Annotated in this window: 24 protein-coding genes; 17 read left to right on the top strand and 7 right to left on the bottom strand. The window is 68.0% G+C overall.

Features of this window, described 5'->3' with window-relative positions:
• Positions 1 to 16 precede the first annotated feature (16 nt).
• The 4 genes from ACWEVR_RS28935 (at position 17) to ACWEVR_RS28920 (ending at position 4,337) form a co-directional block, all read left to right on the top strand.
• A complete protein-coding gene (locus tag ACWEVR_RS28935) occupies positions 17 to 2,056 on the top strand; it encodes an MDR family MFS transporter (RefSeq protein WP_452469516.1) in 2,040 nt (679 codons plus the stop codon).
• 59 nt (positions 2,057 to 2,115) lie between these two features.
• Positions 2,116 to 2,739: a PadR family transcriptional regulator gene (locus tag ACWEVR_RS28930; protein ID WP_452469515.1), complete on the top strand. Its 624-nt coding sequence runs from the start codon at positions 2,116 to 2,118 to the stop codon at positions 2,737 to 2,739.
• 154 nt (positions 2,740 to 2,893) lie between these two features.
• Positions 2,894 to 4,102 (top strand): FAD-dependent monooxygenase, encoded by a 1,209-nt coding sequence (locus tag ACWEVR_RS28925; protein ID WP_452469514.1) that lies wholly within the window; start codon positions 2,894 to 2,896, stop codon positions 4,100 to 4,102.
• Positions 4,103 to 4,142: 40 nt separating this feature from the next.
• The gene (locus ACWEVR_RS28920; protein WP_452469513.1) at positions 4,143 to 4,337 is read left to right on the top strand and encodes a hypothetical protein; all 195 of its coding nucleotides are present in this window, start codon (positions 4,143 to 4,145) and stop codon (positions 4,335 to 4,337) included.
• An 8-nt stretch (positions 4,338 to 4,345) separates the two neighbouring features.
• On the opposite strand, the gene ACWEVR_RS28915 is transcribed toward ACWEVR_RS28920, so the two are convergent.
• The 5 genes from ACWEVR_RS28915 to ACWEVR_RS28895 all read right to left on the bottom strand — a co-directional run bounded on the left by ACWEVR_RS28915 (position 4,346) and on the right by ACWEVR_RS28895 (position 7,686).
• Positions 4,346 to 5,086, bottom strand: coding sequence for an ABC transporter permease (locus ACWEVR_RS28915; RefSeq protein ID WP_452469512.1), 741 nt, complete (start codon positions 5,084 to 5,086; stop codon positions 4,346 to 4,348).
• 36 nt (positions 5,087 to 5,122) lie between these two features.
• The gene (locus ACWEVR_RS28910) at positions 5,123 to 5,809 is read right to left on the bottom strand and encodes a phosphatase PAP2 family protein (RefSeq protein ID WP_452469511.1); all 687 of its coding nucleotides are present in this window, start codon (positions 5,807 to 5,809) and stop codon (positions 5,123 to 5,125) included.
• A gap of 25 nt (positions 5,810 to 5,834) precedes the next feature.
• The gene (locus ACWEVR_RS28905) at positions 5,835 to 6,059 is read right to left on the bottom strand and encodes a hypothetical protein (protein ID WP_084477023.1); all 225 of its coding nucleotides are present in this window, start codon (positions 6,057 to 6,059) and stop codon (positions 5,835 to 5,837) included.
• Between the two features lie 35 nt (positions 6,060 to 6,094).
• A complete protein-coding gene (locus ACWEVR_RS28900) occupies positions 6,095 to 6,880 on the bottom strand; it encodes an HNH endonuclease family protein (protein ID WP_452469510.1) in 786 nt (261 codons plus the stop codon).
• A gap of 149 nt (positions 6,881 to 7,029) precedes the next feature.
• On the bottom strand, positions 7,030 to 7,686 hold the full coding sequence (locus ACWEVR_RS28895) for a phosphate signaling complex PhoU family protein (RefSeq protein WP_452469509.1): 657 nt from the start codon (positions 7,684 to 7,686) through the stop codon (positions 7,030 to 7,032).
• 103 nt (positions 7,687 to 7,789) lie between these two features.
• Between ACWEVR_RS28895 and ACWEVR_RS28890 the strand changes: the two genes are divergently transcribed.
• The 11 genes from ACWEVR_RS28890 to ACWEVR_RS28840 all read left to right on the top strand — a co-directional run bounded on the left by ACWEVR_RS28890 (position 7,790) and on the right by ACWEVR_RS28840 (position 19,296).
• Positions 7,790 to 8,884 carry a calcium:proton antiporter gene (locus ACWEVR_RS28890; protein ID WP_452469558.1) on the top strand — a complete coding sequence of 365 codons (1,095 nt, stop codon included), beginning with the start codon at positions 7,790 to 7,792 and terminating at the stop codon, positions 8,882 to 8,884.
• A gap of 198 nt (positions 8,885 to 9,082) precedes the next feature.
• Positions 9,083 to 9,928 carry an MlaE family ABC transporter permease gene (locus tag ACWEVR_RS28885; RefSeq protein ID WP_067498343.1) on the top strand — a complete coding sequence of 282 codons (846 nt, stop codon included), beginning with the start codon at positions 9,083 to 9,085 and terminating at the stop codon, positions 9,926 to 9,928.
• Entirely contained in the window at positions 9,928 to 10,794 is an 867-nt protein-coding gene (locus tag ACWEVR_RS28880) for an MlaE family ABC transporter permease (protein ID WP_067498346.1), read from the top strand. Before ACWEVR_RS28885 ends, ACWEVR_RS28880 begins: the two co-directional genes overlap by 1 nt.
• 4 nt (positions 10,795 to 10,798) lie before the next feature.
• Positions 10,799 to 11,830, top strand: coding sequence for an MlaD family protein (locus ACWEVR_RS28875; protein ID WP_439268987.1), 1,032 nt, complete (start codon positions 10,799 to 10,801; stop codon positions 11,828 to 11,830).
• The gene (locus tag ACWEVR_RS28870) at positions 11,830 to 12,834 is read left to right on the top strand and encodes an MlaD family protein (protein ID WP_452469508.1); all 1,005 of its coding nucleotides are present in this window, start codon (positions 11,830 to 11,832) and stop codon (positions 12,832 to 12,834) included. The genes ACWEVR_RS28875 and ACWEVR_RS28870 overlap by 1 nt, the downstream gene beginning before the upstream one ends.
• Positions 12,822 to 13,829 (top strand): MlaD family protein, encoded by a 1,008-nt coding sequence (locus ACWEVR_RS28865; RefSeq protein WP_452469507.1) that lies wholly within the window; start codon positions 12,822 to 12,824, stop codon positions 13,827 to 13,829. The genes ACWEVR_RS28870 and ACWEVR_RS28865 overlap by 13 nt, the downstream gene beginning before the upstream one ends.
• On the top strand, positions 13,829 to 14,917 hold the full coding sequence (locus ACWEVR_RS28860) for an MlaD family protein (protein WP_452469506.1): 1,089 nt from the start codon (positions 13,829 to 13,831) through the stop codon (positions 14,915 to 14,917). Before ACWEVR_RS28865 ends, ACWEVR_RS28860 begins: the two co-directional genes overlap by 1 nt.
• Positions 14,914 to 15,966 (top strand): MlaD family protein, encoded by a 1,053-nt coding sequence (locus tag ACWEVR_RS28855; protein ID WP_357153122.1) that lies wholly within the window; start codon positions 14,914 to 14,916, stop codon positions 15,964 to 15,966. Before ACWEVR_RS28860 ends, ACWEVR_RS28855 begins: the two co-directional genes overlap by 4 nt.
• Positions 15,963 to 16,916, top strand: coding sequence for an MlaD family protein (locus ACWEVR_RS28850; protein WP_452469505.1), 954 nt, complete (start codon positions 15,963 to 15,965; stop codon positions 16,914 to 16,916). The genes ACWEVR_RS28855 and ACWEVR_RS28850 overlap by 4 nt, the downstream gene beginning before the upstream one ends.
• Before the next feature lie 131 nt (positions 16,917 to 17,047).
• The gene (locus ACWEVR_RS28845) at positions 17,048 to 17,662 is read left to right on the top strand and encodes a hypothetical protein (protein ID WP_067498368.1); all 615 of its coding nucleotides are present in this window, start codon (positions 17,048 to 17,050) and stop codon (positions 17,660 to 17,662) included.
• 62 nt (positions 17,663 to 17,724) lie between these two features.
• Positions 17,725 to 19,296 (top strand): Na+/H+ antiporter, encoded by a 1,572-nt coding sequence (locus ACWEVR_RS28840; protein ID WP_452469504.1) that lies wholly within the window; start codon positions 17,725 to 17,727, stop codon positions 19,294 to 19,296.
• A 3-nt stretch (positions 19,297 to 19,299) separates the two neighbouring features.
• Here the strand turns inward: ACWEVR_RS28840 and ACWEVR_RS28835 are convergent, their stop codons facing one another.
• On the bottom strand, positions 19,300 to 19,857 hold the full coding sequence (locus ACWEVR_RS28835) for a YdcF family protein (protein WP_357399972.1): 558 nt from the start codon (positions 19,855 to 19,857) through the stop codon (positions 19,300 to 19,302).
• 64 nt (positions 19,858 to 19,921) lie between these two features.
• On the opposite strand from ACWEVR_RS28835, the gene ACWEVR_RS28830 reads away from it, so the two are divergent.
• Both ACWEVR_RS28830 and ACWEVR_RS28825 read left to right on the top strand, forming a co-directional pair.
• Positions 19,922 to 21,418 (top strand): flavin-containing monooxygenase, encoded by a 1,497-nt coding sequence (locus ACWEVR_RS28830; RefSeq protein ID WP_452469503.1) that lies wholly within the window; start codon positions 19,922 to 19,924, stop codon positions 21,416 to 21,418.
• Positions 21,419 to 21,495: 77 nt separating this feature from the next.
• Complete coding sequence (locus tag ACWEVR_RS28825) at positions 21,496 to 21,900, top strand: DUF7144 family membrane protein (protein WP_067644895.1); 405 nt, start codon at positions 21,496 to 21,498, stop codon at positions 21,898 to 21,900.
• A gap of 48 nt (positions 21,901 to 21,948) precedes the next feature.
• On the opposite strand, the gene ACWEVR_RS28820 is transcribed toward ACWEVR_RS28825, so the two are convergent.
• Positions 21,949 to 22,431 carry a MarR family winged helix-turn-helix transcriptional regulator gene (locus ACWEVR_RS28820; protein WP_067644978.1) on the bottom strand — a complete coding sequence of 161 codons (483 nt, stop codon included), beginning with the start codon at positions 22,429 to 22,431 and terminating at the stop codon, positions 21,949 to 21,951.
• Positions 22,432 to 22,987: the final 556 nt, after the last annotated feature.

Below are 22,987 nucleotides of genomic sequence, written 5' to 3'. Positions count from 1 at the left end.
CGCCCATACTGGGGCCATGCCGGATGGTGTTGCTGTAGACGAGCCCGTCGCGCCGATGAGCAAGACCAAGATCAATCTCGTATTCGCCACGGTGGTGCTCGGCATGCTGATGGCCGCGCTCGACCAGACCATCGTGTCGGCCGCGTTGCCCTCGATCGTCGCCGATCTCGGCAGCGCGGGGCACATGGCCTGGGTGGTCACCTCGTACCTGCTCGCCGAGGCCGTCGCGACCGTGCTCGCGGGCAAACTCGGTGACCTGTTCGGCCGCAAGCTGCTGTTCCAGATCAGCGGCATCATCTTCATCGCCGGTTCCGCGCTGGCGGGCATGGCAGGCGGCATGCCGATGCTGATCCTCGCGCGCGGAATCCAGGGCGTCGGTGCGGGCGGGCTGATGGTCACGTCGATGGCCTTGATCGCCGACACCATTCCGCTGCGCGAACGCGGCAAATACCAGGGTGCGCTCGGGGCGGTCTTCGGCATCACCACGGTCCTCGGTCCCACCCTCGGCGGGCTGTTCACCGACCACGCGAGCTGGCGCTGGTGCTTCTATGTGAACGTCCCGGTGGTCGTCGTGATGCTGGTGATGGCGGCGCGGACACTGCCCAAACTCGCCGCCCGGACCCGGCCGGTGATCGACTATCTCGGCATCGGTCTGGTCGCCGTCGGTGTGTCGGCGCTGATCCTGGGCCTGGAATTCGGTGGCAACGAGTATCCGTGGGGTTCCTGGCAGATCATCGGGCTGTTCGTGCTCGCCGTCGTGCTGCTCGCCGCGTTCGTGCGGGTGGAGAACCGGGCGAAGGAGCCGATGCTGCCGATGCGGTTGTTCCGCAGCCGGGTGTTCACGGTGTCCTCGGTGCTCAGTTTCATCGTCGGTTTCGCCATGCTCGGCTCGATGACCTACCTGCCCGCCTACCTGCAATACGTCGACGGTGTGTCGGCCACGGTGTCGGGTATCCGCACCTTGCCGCTGGTCGTGGGCCTGTTCATCACCTCGATCTTCTCCGGCCAGGTGGTCGGCAAGACCGGCCGGTACCGGTATTTCCCGATCGTCGGCATGGCCGTGCTCGCCGTGGGCCTCGGCTTGATGTCGACGATGGACCGGCACACCAGCGTGTGGCTGGAATCGCTGTACATGCTGATCCTCGGCGCGGGCCTCGGGCTGGGCATGCAGGTGCTCACCATCGTCGTGCAGAACACCGTGCCCTACGCCGACCTCGGCACGGCGACCTCCGGTGTCACCTTCTTCCGCACCCTCGGCAGCGCGTTCGGCACTGCGGTCTTCGGGACGCTCTACAACAACGAGAGCAAGACCGCGCTGGCCGAGGCGATGCGCGAGGCGCCCGACATTCCGGCGGAGGTGGTGGCGAATCCGAAGCTGCTGCGCGAGCTGCCCGTCGAACAGGCCGCACCGGTGATCGACGCCTACGCCCGCTCGATCGACCATGTCTTCGCCTGGGTGGTTCCCGTGGCGCTGCTCGGTTTCGTCGTCGCCTGGTTCCTGCCGCAGGTGCGGCTGCGCGACAGCGCGCGCCACGGTGCGGGCGATGTGGGCGAAGGGTTCTCGGTGCCGGACTCGCACGACCGGGTGGTGCAGCTGGAGCGCTCGGTCGCGGCGACCGTCCGCAAGGCGCGGGCGAAGGGCCCGATCATTCCCGAACTCATCGCCGCCTCGGGCAGCCGGTTGAGTCCGGACACCGCGTGGGCGCTCGGGCAGGTGTACCTGTACGGCAAACAGGACATGCCCGCCACCGTGTATGGCATCGCCTACCGGCACCGGCTCCCGGTCGAGGTGCTCGCCCCGGTCTTCCGGCAGGCGGCCGACACGGGACTGCTGCACGCCGAGGCGGGCACCCTCACCCTCACCGACTCGGGTCGCACCGAGGTCGACACCTTGCGGGCCGGGTGGCGGCGCTGGCTGGGCGACCGCCTCGACGACTGGAACTGCGAGGACCCCACCGATCGGGCGCTGCTCGACGAGGCACTGTCGAAGATCGCCACGAAACTCCTGGATGAAGGCGCCGACGGCGATCGTGGGGCCAAGGTCTATACCGGTTGACCACACCTTGTCACCGATTACTCGTAGACGTATATTCGTAGACGAGTAAGGAGGCGGCCGTGGCGACGAAGCGCAAGGTGAACAATCTGCTGGCCCTGGCCGTGCTCTCGGTCATCGTGCAGCGCCCGATGCACCGCTACGAGATCGCCGCGACCCTGCGCGCGCAGGGCAAAGACCGTGACATGGACATCAAGTGGGGTTCGCTGTACACGGTGGTGCAGAACATGGCCAAGGCCGGTTTCCTGGAAGTCGTCGGCAGCGAGAAGGAGGGGGCGCGGCCCGAGCGGGTGATCTACCGGATCACCGACGCCGGCCGCGCCGAAATGGCCGACTGGACACGCGAACTCCTCGCCGAACCCGAACCCGAACACCACCGGTTCACCGCAGGCCTATCGATCCTGGCGATCCTGCCGCCCGATGAGGTGATCGACCTGCTCGGCACCCGCGTCGCCAGGCTCGAGGAAACCATCGCCCGCATCGAGAGCGACCTCGGCGCGCTCACCCTGCCACGGCTGTTCCTCGTCGAGACCGAATACGGCCTGGCGATGTTGGAAGCCGAGGCACGCTGGGCGCGCGCGCTGCGCGCGGAGCTGGTGGCAGGCACGTTCGACGCGCTCGACCAGTGGCGGCAGTGGCATGCCGACGGCATGCCTGCCGAAAGAGCCCCGGCGGAGAGGAGCTAGGACCAACTCAGCATGTGAAGACCCCGAGCCCGGTGGCGTGCGGCAACACTCCACCGAGCCCGGAGAACCGTCCCGAAACCAGGCGCACCCGGCCTCGAGGCTGGCAACCACAGGATAGCTGGGTGACGTCGAAATCCCGATCTGGAGATCACCCATGTCCATTCATTCCGCCCTGATCATCGGCGGTGGCATCGCCGGACCCGTCGCCGCGACCGCCCTGCGCAAAGCGGGCATCGACGCCCACGTCTACGAGGCCTATTCGGGCCCGTCCGAGGGCATCGGCTCTGGGCTGGCGCTGGCACCCAACGGCATCGCCGCCCTCGACATCCTCGGCGCCGGTGACCCGGTGCGCCGCATCGCCTCACCCGTGTCCGGGATGCGCCTGCGGGTCGGTGGCCGCATGCACGAGCTTCCGACGCTGTCGGATCAACCGCCGTTGCAGCTGGTCGACCGCGGCGAGTTGCACCGCACACTGCACGACCATGCCGTCGCCGCCGGGGTGCCGTTCACCTACGACAAGCGCCTGATCGGTGTCGACGAACACGACGACGGCGTCACCGCGCACTTCGCCGACGGGTCGAGCGCGACCGCCGATATCCTCGTCGGCGCCGACGGAATCCGTTCCACCGTCCGGGGTTTGATCGATCCGTCCGCACCCGGCCCGCACTACACCGGCATGCTCGGGTTCGGGGCTCAGGTCGAGTTCGACATCGACGTTCCCGACGACACCATGGTGTTCGCCTTCGGCGCCAACGCCTACTACCTGTACTGGAAAGGGGCCGACGGCCAGATCGCCTGGGGCGCGAATCTGCCGAGCAAGCAGCACCTTTCGTTCACCGAGGCAAGGGCGAAATCACCCGAGTACTGGCTGCGGATCCTGCGCGACACCTACGCGCCCGACACGCCGGGCGGTGAATTCGCCCGCCGCACAACGGCCGACACCCTCGAGATCACCGGTGCGCTGCACATCATGCCGCCGGTGCCGCACTGGTATCGCGATCGGCTGGTCCTGGTCGGTGATTCGGTGCACGCACCGTCGAACAGTTCCGGCCAGGGCGCGTCGCTGGCCATCGAGAGCGCCGTCCAACTGGCCCGCTGTCTCCGCGATATCGACTCGCCCACAGCCGCTTTCGCCGCCTACGAACGGTTGCGGCGATCGCGGGTGGAAGGCATCACGGCCCGGGCCGCGAAGGTCAATCGCAGCAAGACACCGGGTCCGGTCGCCCGCAAGGTGATGAACGCGGTCATGCCGCTCATGGTGCGGACGGTGATGGACCCGGAGAAGACGATGGGCGCCGAACGTCGCTACCGCATCGACTGGGATGAGCCGGTGCAGCGCGAAATCGCCTCGGCCGCTTCCTGATCCGTGCGCAAGTGGCGCCAAGGTCACCCGCGCCTACGCCATGTTCCTGGCCGATGGCGAATCCGTCTTCGCCGCGGCCGGGGCCGTGGAACTGCCTGCGGGCACCGCCGGCGTCGCGTGGACGATGAACCGCCGCGACGACGGCACCGCCCAGGGCGGCGGCTTCGATCTGCTCGCCCTCGACGCCGACGGCCGCATCGTGACCGACCACCAGTTCATCGAGGGATCACGATGAATGCCGGATCAGGGGCGCGGGCGGCGCACTAAGGCACGCGCGACCAATTCGAGCGTCACCGCCACCGCGCACGCCTCCGACAGCATCAACCCGATCAGCACGAGCACCTGCACCGCGCCGGCCTGCGCGGCGGACCCACTGGTGAGCAGCACACCGATGAACGCGCCGGGCAGGGTGACCAACCCGACCGTGCGGGCCTGGTCGACACCGGGGATGAGCGCGTCGGTCGCCGCGCCCGTGAGCACCATCTTGCGGGCGGGGCGATCGGTGAATCCCAGACTCAGGGCCGCCTCCACCTCACCCCAGCGCTGGCCGATGGCATCGAGTCCGCGCCGGGCCGCCAGCGAGGTGGAGGTCATGGTGCCGCCCAGCAGGATGCCACCGATCGACACCAGTGTGACGCCGTGGATCGGCACCGCGCCGCTGAGCAGGGTCGCCGGCATCACCGCCGCGATCCCGGTCGCGACGGCCAACCCGAGCCAGATCCCGGAGCGGCCCGCCTGCGCCCGCCGGACGGCGGTGAATACGGCCGCGCCGAACATGACCAGCAGCACGAGCGCGGCCGACCACAGGTGCCGAAGCGCGGCCGCGAGGATCAACGCGATCAGGCCCAGTTGCAGCACCGCGCGGAAAGCGGCCTTCGGCACCACGAACGGCGAACCGATTCCGGTGAACCGGTACACCAGTGCCGCCGCGACCACCATGGCCACGCACAGCACGATCAATGCGACGCTCGGTTCCACCGTCATCAGCGAACTCCTTGCCAGATGTTCGGCACGCGCCGGTCAGGTGCGGGTCGTGCTGCGCGCGTGCAGGCGGATGAACAGGGTGACGCTCAGTGTCAGCCAGAGCAGACCGACGATCCAGCCCGCCAGCACATCGGTGATCCAGTGCACCCCGAGATACACCCGCGACAGCCCGACCGCGATCGGGAAGACCACTGCCACACCGATGGCGGTGCGGCGCACCCAGACCCGGCGAAGGCGGGGGATGAGCGCGATCGCCACCACCCCGACCACCGCCGCCGACCCGAGCGAATGTCCCGACGGATACGACAGACTCAGCTCGGTGACCAGCCGTGACTCCATCGGCGGACGATGCCGGTCGACGATCCGCTTGATGCCCCACACCAACGCGCCCGCGCCGAGCGAGGTGACACCGACCAGCGCGGCCACCGGCAGATCGCGCCGGGCGAGTAACCAGATCACCGTGACGAGGGCCAGAATCGTCATCGCCACGGTGCCGCCGAGATCGGTGATCACCCGCGCCACCGTGGTCAGCGGTTCGCCGCGATGCGCGATCATCCAGTCGAGCACCCGCACATCCCACGGTGTGCCGTCCATATTGCCGACGACCACCCAGGTGAGCAGTCCGAACAGGGCGAGGGCAGTGGCGATGAGCGCGGCCGCGAGCGGTATCCGGTGGCCGAGCCCGGACCAGGCGACCCGGGGGGAGTGGTAGTCGATGGGCATGACTACCAGATTGCCAGCCGGACGCTCAGGCCTCGAAGACCACCGTGTTCCCGGCCACGTCGCGGGTGCCCGCCACCTTCTTGATCGCTTTCACGAGGTCGGCGACGCACTCCCAGGTGCGCGGCGGTTCGGCCTCGATATTGCCGATGGTGTACCAGGTGTCGGTGCCGCGGTAGCGGACCAGGCCTTTACCCGCGTCGTCGAGCATGACGTCGAGCTCGCCCGACACCGTCCCTTCCTCTTCGGTCATGACGGCGCATTCGGCGGTGATCTCGATGGGCTCGCTTATTTGAACTCTCCTCGGCGGAGGCAGTCGTCGACTGCGGTGCGCAACGCGGTGTGCTCGGCGGTATCAACGGTCAGTGCGTACTTTATCTTGACCTTCACGTAGTGCTCGATATAGGCGCACCGGAAGTTGCCGGGCGGCAGGTAGTTCGCGGGGTCCTGGTCGCCCTTGGACCGGTTGGCCGACGGGTCGGCGGCGACCAGGTTCATCGCGTCGTTGGCGATGCGGCGGCGGGTGTCCTCGTCGCGGTCGGCGGCACCGGAACGCCAGGCTTCGGCGAGGGCGACGATGTGTTCGGCGTCGACCTTCGACGGGTCGGTGATGAACTTGTAGGGCCCGAGCTGCCCGGTCTTCTTGTCGATGAAGCCGTAGCGGTCCTGCCAGCCGGCACCCGTTGGCACTGTCAGTTCACAGGTTTTGGGGTCGAGGGTGACCTTGCCGGTGGCGTCGCGCAGCATCATCACGTCGCGGCTGGTGCATTTGGTGTACGTGGCGAGGTCGCCGGTGAAGCCGTGTTCGGGCTTGTTGGTGTCCCAGTGCGGGAACTTCTCGCGGGTGTAGCCCGTCATCGGGCCTTCCTTGGCGACGACGAGGGTGGCGACCAGATCGCCGATCTCCTTGCCCGACACCGTGGCCGCGCCCGCGGAGCCGGGGCCGGGCGCGGTCGGATTCACCTTGTCCAGCAGCGAATTCGCGACTGTCACCACCAGCGCGACAACCATCGCGGCGGCCAGTGCGAGCACTGCGCGCCCGATCGGTGAGCCGCTGATCGAGGACCACTTCATGCCCGTACCACCTGTGCCTTCGTCGAACTGCGAACCGGCACAACCTACGGGGCGATTACCGGTCCGTCGGTCATTGTCGCCTATGACATTCGGCACAGGCCAGGGCAAACGGATTGCAGCTCAATAGCGTTCGCCTATCACGTACCCGTTCAGTCGGGTAGCGAACCGGATTCGGTGGGAATACCGGTGTCCAGGAAGCGGATCAGCCGGGCGATGCGGGCGGCGTGGTCCACGCATCGCTGGAACTGGCTGCCGAGCAAGGCCAGATCAATGGCGGCCGCGGTATCGATACCGGCTTCGGCTGCGGTGAGTACGGAGTTCAGCTGTTTGAACAGGTCGTCCATGGCGGCCGCGTCCGAACCGTCGTCCTCGACGAATCGGCCCGTGGCGACCGAATCGCTCACCCGGGCAACACATTCGGCGGCCAGCCCGCCCATCGCCACCAGCGCCTGGATCACCGGCGCCGGTGCGACGGCGTCGGGGTGAGCGCGATACACATACTGTCCCGCGGCTTCCGTGCGCCGCCCGATGCGCGAGAGTTCACCGGCCACCTGGATGGCCGTGACCACGTGGCGCAGGTCCCGGGCGACCGGCGCCTGCAGGGCGAGCAGTGCCATGGTGCGTGACTCGCAGGCGGCGAACATCTGCTGTAGCCGCTCGTCGAGCGCGAAAACCTCGTAGGTGGCCGCCAAATCGGCGCCCGCCAGGGCCTCGGTGATCCGCTCGGTCGCGTCATGGGCCAGCCGCGACATGAGGGTGAGCTCGTTGGACAGCGCCAAGAGCTCGAGGGTGAACTGGGTCCGCACGCGCTGAATTGTTCCCCATCGCAGCGCGACTGTGAATCCATCGGCGCATGTTCGCGGCCGCGCATCCGGTCGCTGGTGCCACACACCTGGAACGATGGAGATCATGATCGCCGCATTGACGACCAGGTGGACCCTCTTCGTACCGATTCTCGCCGCGCTCGTACTCGCCGTCACATGGGGCCGCGACATACCGGGCGCGGTGGTGGCGGTGGTCAGTGCCGTGCTGGTCGGGGCGGTGCTCTCGGCGGTTTATCACGCCGAAGTGGTGGCCCATCGGGTCGGCGAACCGTACGGTGCGCTGATCCTCGCGGTGGCGGTCACCGTGATCGAGGTGGCCCTGATCGTCACCATGATGATCTCCGGTGGTGACAAGGCGGCGTCGCTGGCACGCGACACGGTCTTCGCGGCGGTGATGATCACCTGCAACGGCATCTTCGGTCTCGTGCTGCTGGTCGGCGCGCTGCGGCGCCGGATCGCGGTGTTCAATCCGGAGGGCACCGGTGCGGCCCTGGCGACCGTGGCCACCTTGGCCACGCTGAGCCTGGTGCTGCCGACCTTCACCACGAGCAAGCCCGGCCCGGAGTTCTCACCCGCGCAGCTCGCTTTCGCCGCGGTCGCCTCGCTGGCGCTCTACGGGCTGTTCGTGATGGTGCAGACCGTGCGTCACCCTGACGATTTCCTCCCGGTGGAGGCCAGCGGCGCGATCGACGAGGACGAGGGGATGCACGCCGAGCTGCCGACCAACCGGATCGCCCTGACCAGCCTCGGCATGCTCGTGCTCGCCCTGGTCTGCGTCGTCGGGCTGGCGAAGGTGGTCTCGCCCGCACTGGAGTCGGGTATCGCCTCGGCGGGGTTGCCGCAGGCCGCGGTCGGTGTGGTGATCGCGATGCTGGTGTTGCTGCCCGAGACGCTGGCGGCGGTCAACTCCGCGCGGCGCAACCAAGTGCAGATCGGCCTGAACCTCGCGCTGGGGTCGGCGATGGCCAGTATCGGACTGACCATTCCGGTGATCGCGATCGCCACGATCTGGCTCAGCGGCCCGCTGGTCCTCGGGCTCGGCGCCACCCAGATGGTGCTGCTCGCGCTGACCTTCGTGGTCGGCACGCTGACCGTTGTGCCAGGTCGGGCCACCTTGCTGCAGGGCGGTGTGCACCTGGCGTTGTTCGCCGCTTTCGTGTTCCTCGCCGCAAGCCCGTAGGTGCGGTGTTGCGGATCACAACCTGCGTGATCCTGTCATCGAAACAGTGGAAAAGCGACGAGGGTCACCCACCCGAAATTTTGTTGTGACGCAGAGTACCGGTTAGCTTGCTGGAGTTGGCACCGACGCCGAAGCCAGAGAGTGCGGTATGAATTTCACCCTGCCCCGCGCTTCGCAAGCGGGCCGGAGGCATTTCTGATGTCGACCGATCTGCATTCCGCGAAGACGGATTCCGCTACCCAGATCGTCCGCGAGAACTTCACCGCCACGGTGGTGTCGTCGCTGCGGACCTTCGGGCGTGCGGTCGACCTCGCGCAGGAGTCGGTCACCGGCACCGTCGCCGACGTGGCCCGCCGCCAGTTCCAATGGCGCGAGACCCTCGTGCAGGCCTGGCGCCTCATCACCGTCACCGCCATCCCGGCCGTGCTCATGGCGATCCCGTTCGGCGTGATCGTCTCGGTCCAGGTGGGCAACCTCATCCACAGCCTCGGCGCCGACTCCATGCTCGGCGCCACCGGCGGCCTCGGCGTCATCAAGCAGGGCGCCCCCATCGCGACCGGCTTCCTGCTCGGCGGCGCGGGCGCGGCGGCCATCGCGGCCGACCTCGGCGCCAGGACCATCCGCGAGGAGATCGACGCGCTCAACACCATGGGCATCAGCCCGGTGCACCGGCTGGTGATCCCGCGCATGATGGCGATGCTGATCGTCGCCCCGATGCTCAACGTGCTCATCATCTTCGTCGGCGTGCTCGCCGGGTACGCGGTGGCGGTCGGCGGTCAGGGCGTGACGCCCGGCAGCTACTGGTCCACCTTCGGTTCCTTCGCGACCGCGGGTGATGTGTGGGTGTCGCTGCTCAAAGCCCTGATCTTCGGGTTCCTCGTGGTCGTCATCTCGTGCCAGCGCGGCCTCGAGGCCAAGGGCGGCCCGCGCGGTGTGGCCGACGCGGTGAACGCGGCGGTGGTGCTCTCGGTGGTCTCGATCGCCATCGTGAACCTGCTGGCCACCCAGATCAGCGCCATGTTCCTGCCGACGAAGTTGGCGTGATGGCTGCCTCCTCCTATCTCCCCACCTCGCTGCACTGGCTGCGCACCCCCGCACGCCTGGGCAGACGGATCGTCGGCGCGGGCGAATCGCTCGGCTTCGTCGCCGTGTTCGTCTGGCAGGTGCTGTCCTCGGTGCCGCTCACGCTGCGCCGCTACCGCGACGAGACGCTGCGCGCGGTCACCGATATGACCTGGGGTCGCGGCTCGATCATCGTCGGCGGCGGGACCGTGCCGATGATGATCGTGCTCGGGCTGGTGATGGGCGCCTCGGTCGGCGTCGAGTCCTTCGCTTCGCTGGACATGCTCGGGATGGGCCCGGTCACCGGCGTCATCTCCGCCTACGCCACCACCCGTGAGCTGGCCCCCATCGCGGCCGCCATCGGCTTCGCCGCCCAGGCGGGCTGCCGGATCACCGCCGAGATCGGCTCGATGCGCATCTCCGAGGAGATCGACGCGATCGAGGCGCTCGGCCTGCGCTCGGTGCCGTTCGTGGTCACCACCCGCGTGATCGCCGGCGCCATCGCGATCGTGCCGACCTTCCTGATCGCGCTGATCCTGTCCTACGGCGCCTGCCGCGGCCTGCTCACCATGGTCTACGGGCAGTCGGCGGGCGTGTACGACCACTACTTCTTCCAGTTCATCTCCGGCTTCGACATGATCGCGGCGGTCATCAAGGTCGCCGTGTTCGGCACGGTCGTGATCCTGGTGCACAGCTACTTCGGGTTCTTCGCCACCGGCGGACCCGAGGGCGTCGGCATCGCCTCGGGTCGCGCGGTGCGGGCCAGCTCGGTGGCCATCGTCGCCATCGACATGGTGCTGTCGATCATGCTGTGGGGCTTCAACTCGGCGATCAGTTTTACGGGGTGAGCTAGTGCCGAATTACGGAATGCCCGGCGTCGCGGCGAATCGGCGCACCTCGCGCCTGACCGGTGTCGTCATCCTCGCGGTGATCGCGGTGGTCGCGCTCGGCTACGTCACGTACTCCAACGTTCGCTCCGAGGAGGGGCTGCGGATCGCGCTGCGCACCGAGCACCTCGGTGACGGCATCGAATCGGGCAGCCAGGTCCGCGTCGACGGCGTCACCGTCGGCGAGGTCGCCGAGGTGACCCCCGGCGAGCGCGGCACCCAGCAGATCGCGCTGCTGCTCGACGAGAACCGCCTGCACGGCATCGACGACAGCCTCGCCATCGACTACGCGCCGACCAACCTGTTCGGCATCGCCGAGATCGAACTGCGGCGCGGCCCCGGCGGGGCACCGCTGCGGGCAGGCGCCGTGCTCGACCTGACCGGCCCGAACAACGCCCGGGTCTACGACGCGACCATGAGCGCGATCCTGCGCAGCCTCTCGCAGGTCGGCATGACCGTGACGAGCCCGCAGATGGCGACGGTGATCTCCCAGCTCGCCGCCGACTTCAAGGCCTTCACCCCGCTGGTCCAGGCGCTCATCACGGTGGCCAAGACCATCGCCGACAACCAGGACGTGGCGCCCTCGGAACTGTTCGGCAAGCTCGGCCCCGCCTTCGACGGCGGCGGCCAGTTCGCCGGCGCGACCATGCAGGTGATCGACCAGCTCAGCGAGATCAAGGTGACCCAGACCGACAAGGATCGCTACGACATCGGTGTCGGCGTGATCGGCGGCAGCCTGCTACCCGCCCTGACCACCACCTTGAGCACCGCGGGCGGCCACCTCGCCGAGTCGACCGACATGCTCGCGCCGATGCTGCTCGCGCTGGCGCAGATGTCGCCGAATTCGCGCCACACCGGCGCCGAACTCACCGCGCTGCTGCGGAACCTGCGCGGCGCCATGCCCGACGGCCCGGACGGCCCGGTGCTCAACCTCGATGTCGAGCTCAGCGGTGTGCCCGCCATCGCGGTCCCGCTGTTCGGAAAGGGCGGTGCGTGATGAGGATTCGCGGTGTCGCACTGCGCCTCGGCGTGTTCACGCTGGTGATGGTCGCCGTGCTCGGTCTGGTCTTCACGCTCATCAAACGTCCCGTGTCCGGTGACACCAACGCGCACGACGTGCTGTTCACCGACGCCAACGGCCTCAAGGTCGGCAACGACGTGCGTATGTTCGGTGTGCAGGTGGGCAAGGTCGAGAAGATCTCGCTCGAGGGCGACAAGGCCAAGGTGCGCCTGACGGTCAAGACCGATACGCCGATCTACGACAACTCCAAACTGGCCATCCGCTACCAGAACCTCACCGGCCAGCGCTATGTCGACCTGCAGCAGGCGCCCAACCCCGGCACCCGCATCGCCGCGGGCGCCCGCATCGGCGCGCACATGACCGTGCCGTCCTTCGACGTGACCAGCCTGTTCAGTGGTCTCAAGCCGGTGCTCGCGACGCTGTCACCCGAGGCGATCAACCAGTTCACCGCGAGCATGCTCGCCGTGATCGAGGGCGACGGCAGCGGCCTCGGCCCCGCGCTCACCGCCATCGACGAACTCGCCTCCTACGCCGAGAACCGCCAGCAGGTGATCTCCACGCTCATCCGCAATCTGTCGGATCTGGCCGACCGGCACGGCGGCCGGGTCGGTCACCTGCTGCCGCTGCTGGCCCGGCTCACCGACATCTTCGAGGCGATGCAGCGCAATATCGGCGGTGTCGCCGACTTCGCGATGAGCGCGCCCTCGGTGCTCGCACCGGTCGACCGGCTGCTCGCCTCGCTCGGCCTGGTCGAGGGCGGCGGCGCCGATGTCGACGCGATGATCCGTGCCCTGTTCCCGAATCCGCAGGAGGCCGTGGAGGTTTTCGGCCGCCTGCCCGGTCTGCTGGCCACCGTCGACTCCTCGCTCTCGCGCGGTTTCACCGACTTCACACCGCACTGCAGCAACGGCGCCGCCGAGGTGCCCGCGCCGCTGCAGGTGCTGATCGCCGGACAGAAGGTCACCGTATGCAACCGCTGAAATTCTTCTCCGGTGATCGCCCGATCCTCGACGAAGCGGGCAAACGCGCCCGTGAGCTGCGGATGGGCATCATCGGCCTGACCGCCGTTGTGCTGTTCATCATCGCCGCGGGCGTGGTGTACGTGGTGCCGCTCGGCAAACACACCTACACCGCCGAGCTCACCGAAGCCCAGTCGGTGCGCGAGGGCGACGACGTGCGCCTGGCCGGTATCTCGGTCGGCAGCGTCACCGACCTCGAGCTGAAGCCCGACAAGGTGATCATGCGGTTCACCGTGAACAACGACGTGTTCGTCGGCGACCAGACCTCCCTGGATGTCCGCATGCTCACCGTCGTCGGCGGTCACTACGTCGCGCTGTACCCCGCCGGTTCGGAGCCGCTGGGCGATGAGGCGATTCCCGCCGACCGAATCCGCTTGCCCTACAGCCTGATCGAGACCTTCCAGGACGCCACCGCGCCGCTGGCCGCCGTCGACGGCGCGACGGTTCGCCAGAACCTGGCCGCCGCCAACACCGCGTTGCAGAACTCGCCGGAGGCGCTGCGCACCACCTTGGACACGGTCGGCAAGTACGTCGACATGCTCGACCGCCAGCGTTCGCAGGTGTCGAAGTCCATCGCGATCCTCGACGAGTACATCTCCATGTACGACGGCGCCAAGTCCGATCTCGGCAGGCTGATGGACAACGTCAACCTCCTCGAGGACGTGCTGCTGAGCAAGCAGGCCGAGGCGGCCGAGGCGGTCCGGCTGCTCGTGTCGGTGGTCAACCGCCTCGCCACCCTGGCCCCGGGCTGGGAGTCCACCCTGAAACCGCAGGCACAGGCGCTGGCCGACGCACTACCCCGGCTCCAGGAACTCACCGGCCGGTTCGAGCCGGTGATCGCAACGGTGCACGAATTGCAGACCAAGTTGTCGCAGCTGGTGACGCCCGAGGCCGGCGTGGTCCTCGACCAGTCGGACGCACGGGTGTGTGTGCCGCTGCCGGGGAAGGCGTGCTGATGCTGAAAAAGCTCCTCGGGTCCCAGGCGTTCATGTCGATCGCCGGTGTCGCGGTGCTCGTCGCGCTCGTCACCGGCGGCTACTTCATCGCCTTCGATCCGCTGAAGAAGACCGAATCCTATTGCGCGCTCATGCCCGACGCGGTCGGCCTGTACCCGGGCAACCACATCACCATGCGCGGTATCTCCGTCGGTGAGGTGACCTCGGTCCGCAACGAAGGTCCCAAGGTGCGCGTCGATTTCGAGGTCGACGCCGAATACCCCGTCTACGCCGATGCTGCGGCGACCACGGTCGCGTATTCGGTGGCGGCGGATCGCAATCTGGCCGTGCTGTCCAGCGGCAAGGACACCCGCAAGTTCGAGGGTGGCTGCATCACCAAAACGCTGACGCCCAAGAGCATCACCGAAACGCTCACCGCCCTGGCGAGCCTGTCCGAACAGCTCTCGGGCACCAACTCGGGTCAGCCGACCGCCCTGGTCGACGGCCTCGGCGCCCTGGATCGCGCCACGCAGGGCACCGGCCCGACCGTCAACGAGCTCATCAGCAAACTCGGTTCGGCGATGAACAAGCCGGACGCCGACATCGGCCATCTCGCAGGCCTTTTCGACGCCTTCGCATCGGTGTCCAATCGCGTCGCCGCGAACTGGGGCGACCTGCAGTCCATGCTCACCCGGCTCGCGCCGCTGCTGAACATGGCCTCCGACGACCTGCTCGGCCCCGCCACCTCGCTGTTCGACGGGCTCGGCGAACTGCTGCCGATGCTCAACGACCTCACCACCATCCTCGGCGATCCGCTCATCGGCACTCTCGACGGCGCTGTCCCGCTGGTGAAGATGTTGCGCGCCAACGTCGGATCGCTGCGCGATGTGGTGCTGAAGCTGCCCGCGCTCACCTCCGCCTTCCAGAGCGCAGCAGGTGGCACCGCGATCACCTACGCCCCGCCGAAGGTCGCCCTGCCCGCGGGTGAGGCCGACCAGGTGTGCGCCGCCCTCAACGCGGTGCTGCCGGGCCAATGCCCCGATCCCGCCGCGGGATTGACCGATGTGAACCTCGTGCAAGTAGTGCTCGGAATGGCAGGTGCCCGATGATCAGGTCGCGAAAGAGTATGCGGCGCACCATGATCGCGCTGGTTGTTGCCGCCGGTCTCGCCGTCGGCGGCTGCGGTTTCGATCCGGCCGATGTGCCGGTCCCTGGATCGTCGGTCAGCGGTGACACCTACCGCGTCCACATCGAGTTCGCCAGTGCGCTGAACCTGCCGTCGAAGTCGAAGGTGATCGCCAACGGCGCCGAGATCGGCACCGTCACCGACGTGCGCGTGGTCCAGCCCGCCGACGCGCCGGCCGGTCGCGGTGGTTACGTCGTCGTCGAGGCCGACATCCTCGAGTCGGTCTCGCTGCCCGCGTCGACCATCGCCGAACTGCGCCAGGACACCATTCTCGGCGATATCCACGTCGCCCTGACCACGCCCAAGGACGGTTTCGGTCAGCTGCTACGCGACGGCGGAACCATCCCCATCGAGCGAACCAAACCCCCTGTGCAGCTGGAAGACACGATGGCGACCATGGCGCTGTTCGTGCAGGGCGGCGCGATCGGTCAGCTGCAGGACATGATCGCCCGGGTGAACTCGGTGATGCCGCAGGACCCGCGCGAGACCGCCCGCATCTCGGCGGTGATGGGTGCCGACGCCGCCGACCTGGCCGCCAACCTCGACCAGGTGGACCTGCTCGTCAACGGGCTCGCCGCCAACGCCGAGATCATGCACAACATCGAAGGCGAACTCACCAACATCCTCACTCCCGAGGCGGTGCGCGCGCTGTCGGGCACCCAGGACTCCATCGCCAAGACGATGGTCATCTTCAACGCCCTCGGCCCGCTCGCCCACTCCATGGCTTGGCTCGCGCCGCTGGCGAATTCGGGTGACGCGGCCGCGACCGCCTTCCTGCCGCTGCTGATCGGCGCCTCGCCCGACCTGCGGAACCCGACCAATATGGCCCTGCTCACCGACCTGTTGCGCGACAAGATCATTCCCTTCGCCGAGCGCGGCCCGAAGGTGAACGTCACCGGTGTGCAGGTCTCCGAACAGGAGCAGCTGGACCAGATCGTGACGGCCCTGCGGATGATCGGAATGGTGCGATGAAGATCGGAGCACTCGCCTCGCTCAGCGGCATCGCCGCCATCACCGTGCTCGGCGCGACCTATCTGACCTTCGGGGTGGTGCGCGTCGACCCGCTGGCCGACTACACCGAGGCCTCCCTCGAGGTCGCCGACTCGGGCGGCCTCAGCGTCGGATCGCCGATCCTGCTGACCGGCATCGAGATCGGTGAGGTCACCGCTGTCGACACCGACGCACGCGGGGGAGTGCGTGTCGGGTTCCGGGTCGGCGCCGACCACAAGGTGCCGATGAGCAGCATCGTCACCATCGAACACCTGTCGTCGCTGGGTGAGCCCTTCGTCCAGTTCGTACCGCCGAGCGCCGATGGCCCGTATCTGACCGACGGGCAGCGGCTGGCGGGGGAGAACGTGCGAACCCCGATGTCGATTCCCGAAGTGGCGCGCCTGGTCACCAAGACCGTCGAACAACTCGACCCGACGGTGGTCGACTCGCTGGTCGGCACGCTCGGCACCGCCATGGCAGGCACCGAGAACGTGATCCCCGAACTGGCCCGCGCCGGTGACCTGCTCGCGGCTGCCATCATGAGCCGCGCACCCGCCATCGCCGAACTGCAGAACAACTTCGAATACGTCTCCGGTGACATCGCCTGGGCCGGTCCGGCGACCTCCGCCGCCGCGCCCGCGTTCGTCCGCCTGAGCCAGGTGATCGACCAGTTCGTCGAATCCGTCGGCCGCGCCACCGAGGGCGACCCCGAGATGTACCTGCGCGAGGGTGGGCTCGTCCCCGTCCTGAACGAGTTGGTCGCGAAGCTGAACGAGATCGGTCCCGAGCTGTCGGCCCTGCTGCCCGCACTGCGTCCGCTCACCGAGGCGGTCACCGCCACCGGCCCGCAGCTGGATCTGAGCGCGCTCGTTTCCCAGGCCCTGCACAACACCGACGCCGATTCGGTGAAGGTAAGGGTCGCGATCAAGTAAATTTTCGGCAACCGCTGTGTATAGGTATCGTCCCTGCACAGTGACAGTGGCCCGAACACTGTCGGCCTGCGAGCAACTCTGCGGTAGCCTCCCTGGACGAGGGAGTCCAAGTCCGCGGCGAAGGCGGTGCGATGGCAGGCAGCAGCGAGGGCCCCGACGAGGAGCCCGCCAGCAGTACCCGGACGATCGCGATAGCGGCGGTGCTCGCCGCACTGCTCGCCCTGGTGGTCGCCGTCGGTTTGGTGCTGCGCGCGAATCAGGGCGACGACGACAACTCCGAGGTCGATCCGATGGGGTCGAACGGTCTTTCGGTCGACGGTCAGCAGGTCAGCGACACGGACCCGAACCCGCCGTGGCCTGCCAGGCGGGTGGGCGGCAATTGCTCGGCGGGCGGCATCGTCGCCCGCTGGCAGGTCGACGACGACGGCAACTGGCGCTGCACCGCGGGCGCCCCGGACACGCCGGCCCCCACGACGCCCGCCCTGCCACCGCCCCCACCACCGGAACCGGTCCCGGTGGAACTCCCACCGCCGCCACCCCCGGTCGAGGCTCCCTACGAGCCGCCGCCCCCGGCTTACGAACCGCCGGTCTACGACCCACCTCCCCCTCCTGAGCCGGTCCCGGCGCCCGAGCCCATCCCGGTCCCCGAGCCCGCACCTCCGCCGCCACCCCCACCGCCGGCCATCCAGCTCCCGTTCCCCCTGCCCCCGATCCTGCTTCCACCGGCAGCGGCGACTCTCGGCTGAGCTGCGCGAGCGGCGGCGGGTCTGCCGCGTGCGGGGCCCGCGGTCCCCGACACTGGTCAGTTATGGACCAGTTGGTGCTGATTCTGGTGATCCTGCTCGCCGCTGTGCTGGCCGAAGCGCTCGGCGATCGCTTCGGACTCGCACCCTCGATCCTGATGACGGTGTTCGGCTGCCTGCTCGCCCTGATCCCGGCGGTGCCGAGCCTGAACATCCCGCCCGATCTCATCCTGCCGCTGGTCCTGCCACCCCTGCTCTACGCCGCCGCCCGGCGCACGTCCTGGCGTCAGTTCGCCGAACAGTGGCAGGTCATCGCCCTGCGCGCGGTCGGACTCGTCATCGTCACCGCCCTCGCGGTCGCGGTCGTCTTCCATGCCTGGAATCCGGCGGTCGCGGTGGCGGCGGGGGTGGTGCTCGGCGCGCTGGTCGCCCCGCCCGACCCGGTCGCGGCGATGTCGATGGCGGGCCGGCTCGGGTTGCCCCGGCGCCTGATCGTCACCCTCGGCGGCGAAGGCCTGTTCAACGACGTCACGGCGATCGTCGTCTACACGGTCGGTATCCAGGCGGTCGTCACCGGCGTGTTCTCGCCGTTGCATGCCCTCGGCGATTTCGCGCTCGCCGCGATCGCCGGCGCGCTGGTCGGTCTGCTGCTCGGCTGGCTCGGGAGCAAACTCACCCGCTATCTGAACGACGCCACCTCCCAGGTGGCACTGAGCCTGCTGCTGCCGTTCGCCGCATACGGCATCGCCGAACACTTCGAAGGTTCGGCGGTTCTCGCGGTGCTGGTGTGCGCGCTGTACCTCACCGACGCGGTGACCGAGATCGGCGACCGCGACTACCGGCTGATCGCCGACTCGTGCTGGGACGTCGTCGAAATGCTCATCACCGGTTTCGCGTTCGCGCTGATCGGGCTGGAACTGCGGGTGGTCATCGAGACCTCCGGCCACAACTGGCGCACGTTGGCCGGGGTGAGCGTCGCGGTGATCGCCGTGGTCGTGCTGTTGCGGTTGGTCTGGCTGATGGGCATGTGGACGGTGACCCACCGTTGGCGCGATGTGGACGACGCGTTCACCTGGCAGGAGGTGATCGTCACCTGGTGGGCGGGGATGCGCGGGGTCGCGACGGTCGCGCTCGCCCTCGCGGTTCCGTTCACCATCGACTCCGGCGCCGAGTTCCCCGCCCGCTCGGAGATCCTTTTCGCCGCGTTCTCGGTCGTCCTGTTCACCCTGCTCGTGCAGGGCCCGACCCTGCCACTGGTCGTCCGCCTGACCGGCGTGCACGCCGACACCCGTCAGGAGCGGGCCCTCGAACGGCAGCTCTGGGAGCGCGTGGTCGGCGCCGAACTCGCCGAGCTGAAGATGATCGCCGCCCGCGACGACCTGCCCGACGACGTCTACGAGGACATCAAGGCCAGGCTGCGCCGCCTCTCCGCCAAAGCCGACCCGGAGGCCGCCGACGCCGACGCCAAGGCCGCCATGGACAAGGAACGCAAATCGGTCGCCCAATTCGGTGCGGTTCGCGCCGCCGTGGTCGAGGCGGGCCGGCGTGAGGCGCTGGCCGCCCGCCGCGACCCGGGCATGCCCGCCGACGTCGTCGACCGCGTCACCCGGCGCCTGGACCTCGGGCCGACCCGTTGACCCTCAGGCGTCGTGTTCACAGTGCTGGTTCACGAAAGCCCGGACGTACCCGGCGGATTGGCGCACATACATCCAGCTCCAGAACCCGAGCCCCGTCTGCGTCGGGCTGGCGACCATGGTGATCTCGCCGTCGAAACACCGGCCGACGATGTAGCGCGCCCGCGACACATGCGGCGTGAACGTGACGACGATGATGTGCCGCCAGCCGTAAATCGTTGCCCGCCTGACGATTTCGCGTGCCTCGCCGTCGGTGGTCCAGGGGTCGGGTACGAAACAGGCGACCCGGAAGGCGAATCGGCCCCCGCAGTACTTGTCCATCAGCGGATCGTCGGCACCGGTGGACTGCGAGATCAGCACCTCGGGCGCATACCCGCGCTCGGCCAGTTCGATGCCCACGTCGAATCGTTCGTAGGGCGTTCCGCCCAGGACCACGATCACGTCGGCCCGTCGCAATGGGTCGAGTTGCGGGTACACGAACACCGGTAACCCGGCGACAGCGGCAGCGAGCACGGTGACGAGTGCGCCGACGAGCAACCATCCCGCACGTCGAAAGATCGACACCGCACCGACGATAGGCGAAATCAGCGTCTTCTCCCACCGCCCGTGAGCAGGCACACTGGTGCCCATGACCGACACCGCCGTAAGCCCCGAACACCTCGACGTCGTCATCGTCGGCGCCGGACTGTCCGGCATCGGGGCCGCCTACCGGCTGCAGACCGAGCATCCGCACCGCAGCTACGCCGTTCTCGAGGCCCGCGCCGATCTCGGTGGTACCTGGGACCTGTTCCGCTACCCCGGAATCCGGTCCGATTCGGACATGTTCACCCTCGGTTACCCGTTCAAGCCGTGGCGGGCCGCGCGTTCCATCGCCGACGGCGCCTCGATCCTCGACTACATCCGCGAGACGGCCGTGGAGAACGGCATCGACCGCCACATCCGTTTCGGGTCACGGGTGATCGGTGCCGACTGGTCGTCGGCGCGGGCCCGCTGGCAGCTGACCATCGCGCACGAGGGCCCCGACGGACCCGAGCTCAGCACGCTGACCTGCTCTTTCCTCTACGCCTGCGCCGGCTATTACGACTACCAGCAGCCGCACGACCCGCAGTTTCCCGGCCGTGCCGAATTCGCGGGCACGATCGTGCACCCGCAGTTCTGGCCCGCCGATCTCGACGTGCGCGACAAGCGTGTGGTGGTGATCGGCAGCGGCGCCACCGCGGTCACCCTCGTCCCCAACCTGGCCGCCGAGGCCGCGCACGTCACCATGCTGCAGCGCAGCCCCACCTGGATCAGCCCGGTTCCCGGCCGCGACAAACAGGCCGACAAGATCCGCGGCCTGCTGCCCGCCGGCCTGGCGCACCGCGTGATCCGCACCAAGAACATCCTGTTCAACATCGGTTTCTATCAGTACTGCCGCCGCCGCCCCGCCGCCGCGCGCAAACTCCTCACCGGCCTGGCCACGCGCATCCTCAAAGACGAAAAGCTCGTCGCCCGGCACTTCACCCCCGACTACGACCCGTGGGACCAGCGCCTGTGCGCGGCCCCGGACGCCGACTTCTTCAAAGCGCTGAAGAAGGGCAAGGCCTCGGTGGTCACCGACCACATCGACAGCTTCGTCCCCGAGGGAGTCCGCCTCGCCTCGGGCCAGACGCTGCCCGCCGACATCATCGTCACCGCCACCGGCCTGCGGTTGCTCGCCTTCGGCGGGATCGCCCCCTCGGTCGACGGAAAGCAAGTCGACCTCGCCGATCAATTCGTCTGGCAGGGTGCCATGCTCACCGGCTTGCCGAATTTCGCGATCTGCGTCGGTTACACCAACGCGTCCTGGACGCTGCGCGCCGACCTCACCTCCCGGCTGGTCTGCAAGGTGCTCACCCACCTCGATCGCACCGGGGCCCCCGCGGTGGTCCCCGAACCGGGCCGCAACCTGAAACAACACCCTTTGCTCGACCTGAACGCCGGCTACATCCTGCGTTCGATCGCCGCGTTCCCCAGGCAGGGTGACCGTCATCCGTGGCGGGTCAGGCAGAACTACCTGCTCGATGCCTTGCTCACCCTGCGCACCGACCTCGGTAAGACCCTTCGCCCGGTGCACCGGGTCCGCGAATTCACCCACAACGGGTGAGGTGAACCGGGGACCTGGTTCCTACCGTTGGCCTATGCCGAAGTGGCATGTCCGTTGATCGACGGAAAGGCCGAGTGATGACCAACAGGAACCAACACGAAGTCCGCGACGGAATCGCGGCAGGCACCTCCATCGCCGCCGGGATCCTGCTGGCGGTCGTCGGTGTGCTGCAGATCTTCCAGGGAATCTCCGCCGTGGCCAACGACGATCTGATCGTCGTCGGGCCCGAATACGCCTACCAGTTCGACCTCACCAGCTGGGGTTGGTGGCACATCGTCCTCGGCGCGATCGTGGTGATCGTCGCGATCGGCCTGATCGCGGGCCAGACGTGGGGCCGGGTGGCGGCCATGCTGATCGCCGCGCTGTCCATCGTGGCGAACTTCCTGTGGCTGCCGTACTACCCGTGGTGGTCGATCATCATCATCGTGCTGGACGTGGTCGTGATCTGGGCGATCGCGACCTGGCACCCGCGCGCCGTCTGAGTTCGACACCCGACGCCGCCCGGCTGTTTGCCGGGCGGCGTTGTCGTGTCAGCCCGAGGTCTCACCGACAGGGGAGTCGCCGAGCATGCCGATCAGGTGATGCGACAGCTTCTCGGCGAGCACCGCGAGCTCGGCCTTCTGCGCTTCGTCGAGCCCGTCGAGCACCAATCTGCGGACCGCCACGAGGTAGTCCGGCGTCGCCTCGACGACCTTGGCGAGCCCGCTCGGCGTGAGCGCGGCATCGACCCCTCGACCCGTTGTCACGGCCACCCGCCGGACGAACCCCACCCGCTCGAGCTTGGAAACCACGTGGGAGACCCGTGAAATGGAGCCGTGCCCCCGCGCGGCGAGCATGCTCAGCCGCATCCGGTGGCCCGGTGAATCCTGGAGCAGAGCCAGCACCCGGTACTCGAAGTGCGTCAACCCGAACTCGCGTTGCAGCCGGGAATCGAGCACGCTCGGGACCCGCATCGCGAGGGTGACCACAGCGCCCCACGCACGACGTTCGACCGAGTCGAGATCGTCGGTCACCACGGCCCCTTTCCGACACGATATTTGCTCAGCGATTGCTGATTGTCGGAAAACTGTATATCGGCCGCTGGTCGGTGTCCACGCGAGACCGGCATGTCTCCCGGTGAGATGGTTGCCTGAGCGGCGGCGCGCTCGGAGGGCTGGCAAGTTGCGGGGCGATCGCCCCGCGCACGGCACGCCCGGTCGACCAGGCGATTTGACTTCGTCGTCGGGGCTGCGTAACTTAGTTCGAGTCAGAGCGACACGGACACCGACCCGGCCACGAGATGGCGGGGACACGAGGTAGGACGATGAGTGCCTGGCAGCCAAGTAGTCGGAACCCCGGATTTGCTTCGGTTGGTCCTCTGCGCTAGGTTGGAACAGTTGCCTTGCTGAAGCCCCTACGACAAGTTGTGGGTGGATGTTTGTGCGTGTGTTCTTTGAGAACTCAATAGTGTGTCGATGAATGTCAGTGCCAATATTTTTATTGGTTCCAGCCTTCGCGTACCCCCCGGTCGTGGGAGGTTGGACATTTTGAACAACAGCGAATCTTATTTTGCTGGTGTTCGCTTTGCTA

Source organism: Nocardia sp. NPDC003979 (genome assembly GCF_053605015.1).
This window is presented reverse-complemented; position numbering and strand designations above follow the sequence as displayed.

Bases quoted from the DNA above. Each gene is read 5' to 3' on its own strand.
- ACWEVR_RS28935 (WP_452469516.1), top strand. From the start codon at position 17: ATGCCGGATGGTGTTGCTGTAGACGAGCCCGTCGCGCCGATGAGCAAG.
- ACWEVR_RS28925 (WP_452469514.1), top strand. From the start codon at position 2,894: ATGTCCATTCATTCCGCCCTGATCATCGGCGGTGGCATCGCCGGACCC.
- ACWEVR_RS28920 (WP_452469513.1), top strand. From the start codon at position 4,143: ATGTTCCTGGCCGATGGCGAATCCGTCTTCGCCGCGGCCGGGGCCGTG.
- ACWEVR_RS28915 (WP_452469512.1), bottom strand. From the start codon at position 5,086: ATGACGGTGGAACCGAGCGTCGCATTGATCGTGCTGTGCGTGGCCATG.
- ACWEVR_RS28910 (WP_452469511.1), bottom strand. From the start codon at position 5,809: ATGCCCATCGACTACCACTCCCCCCGGGTCGCCTGGTCCGGGCTCGGC.
- ACWEVR_RS28905 (WP_084477023.1), bottom strand. From the start codon at position 6,059: ATGACCGAAGAGGAAGGGACGGTGTCGGGCGAGCTCGACGTCATGCTC.
- ACWEVR_RS28900 (WP_452469510.1), bottom strand. From the start codon at position 6,880: ATGAAGTGGTCCTCGATCAGCGGCTCACCGATCGGGCGCGCAGTGCTC.
- ACWEVR_RS28890 (WP_452469558.1), top strand. From the start codon at position 7,790: ATGATCGCCGCATTGACGACCAGGTGGACCCTCTTCGTACCGATTCTC.
- ACWEVR_RS28885 (WP_067498343.1), top strand. From the start codon at position 9,083: ATGTCGACCGATCTGCATTCCGCGAAGACGGATTCCGCTACCCAGATC.
- ACWEVR_RS28880 (WP_067498346.1), top strand. From the start codon at position 9,928: ATGGCTGCCTCCTCCTATCTCCCCACCTCGCTGCACTGGCTGCGCACC.
- ACWEVR_RS28870 (WP_452469508.1), top strand. From the start codon at position 11,830: ATGAGGATTCGCGGTGTCGCACTGCGCCTCGGCGTGTTCACGCTGGTG.
- ACWEVR_RS28865 (WP_452469507.1), top strand. From the start codon at position 12,822: ATGCAACCGCTGAAATTCTTCTCCGGTGATCGCCCGATCCTCGACGAA.
- ACWEVR_RS28860 (WP_452469506.1), top strand. From the start codon at position 13,829: ATGCTGAAAAAGCTCCTCGGGTCCCAGGCGTTCATGTCGATCGCCGGT.
- ACWEVR_RS28855 (WP_357153122.1), top strand. From the start codon at position 14,914: ATGATCAGGTCGCGAAAGAGTATGCGGCGCACCATGATCGCGCTGGTT.
- ACWEVR_RS28850 (WP_452469505.1), top strand. From the start codon at position 15,963: ATGAAGATCGGAGCACTCGCCTCGCTCAGCGGCATCGCCGCCATCACC.
- ACWEVR_RS28845 (WP_067498368.1), top strand. From the start codon at position 17,048: ATGGCAGGCAGCAGCGAGGGCCCCGACGAGGAGCCCGCCAGCAGTACC.
- ACWEVR_RS28840 (WP_452469504.1), top strand. From the start codon at position 17,725: ATGGACCAGTTGGTGCTGATTCTGGTGATCCTGCTCGCCGCTGTGCTG.
- ACWEVR_RS28830 (WP_452469503.1), top strand. From the start codon at position 19,922: ATGACCGACACCGCCGTAAGCCCCGAACACCTCGACGTCGTCATCGTC.
- ACWEVR_RS28825 (WP_067644895.1), top strand. From the start codon at position 21,496: ATGACCAACAGGAACCAACACGAAGTCCGCGACGGAATCGCGGCAGGC.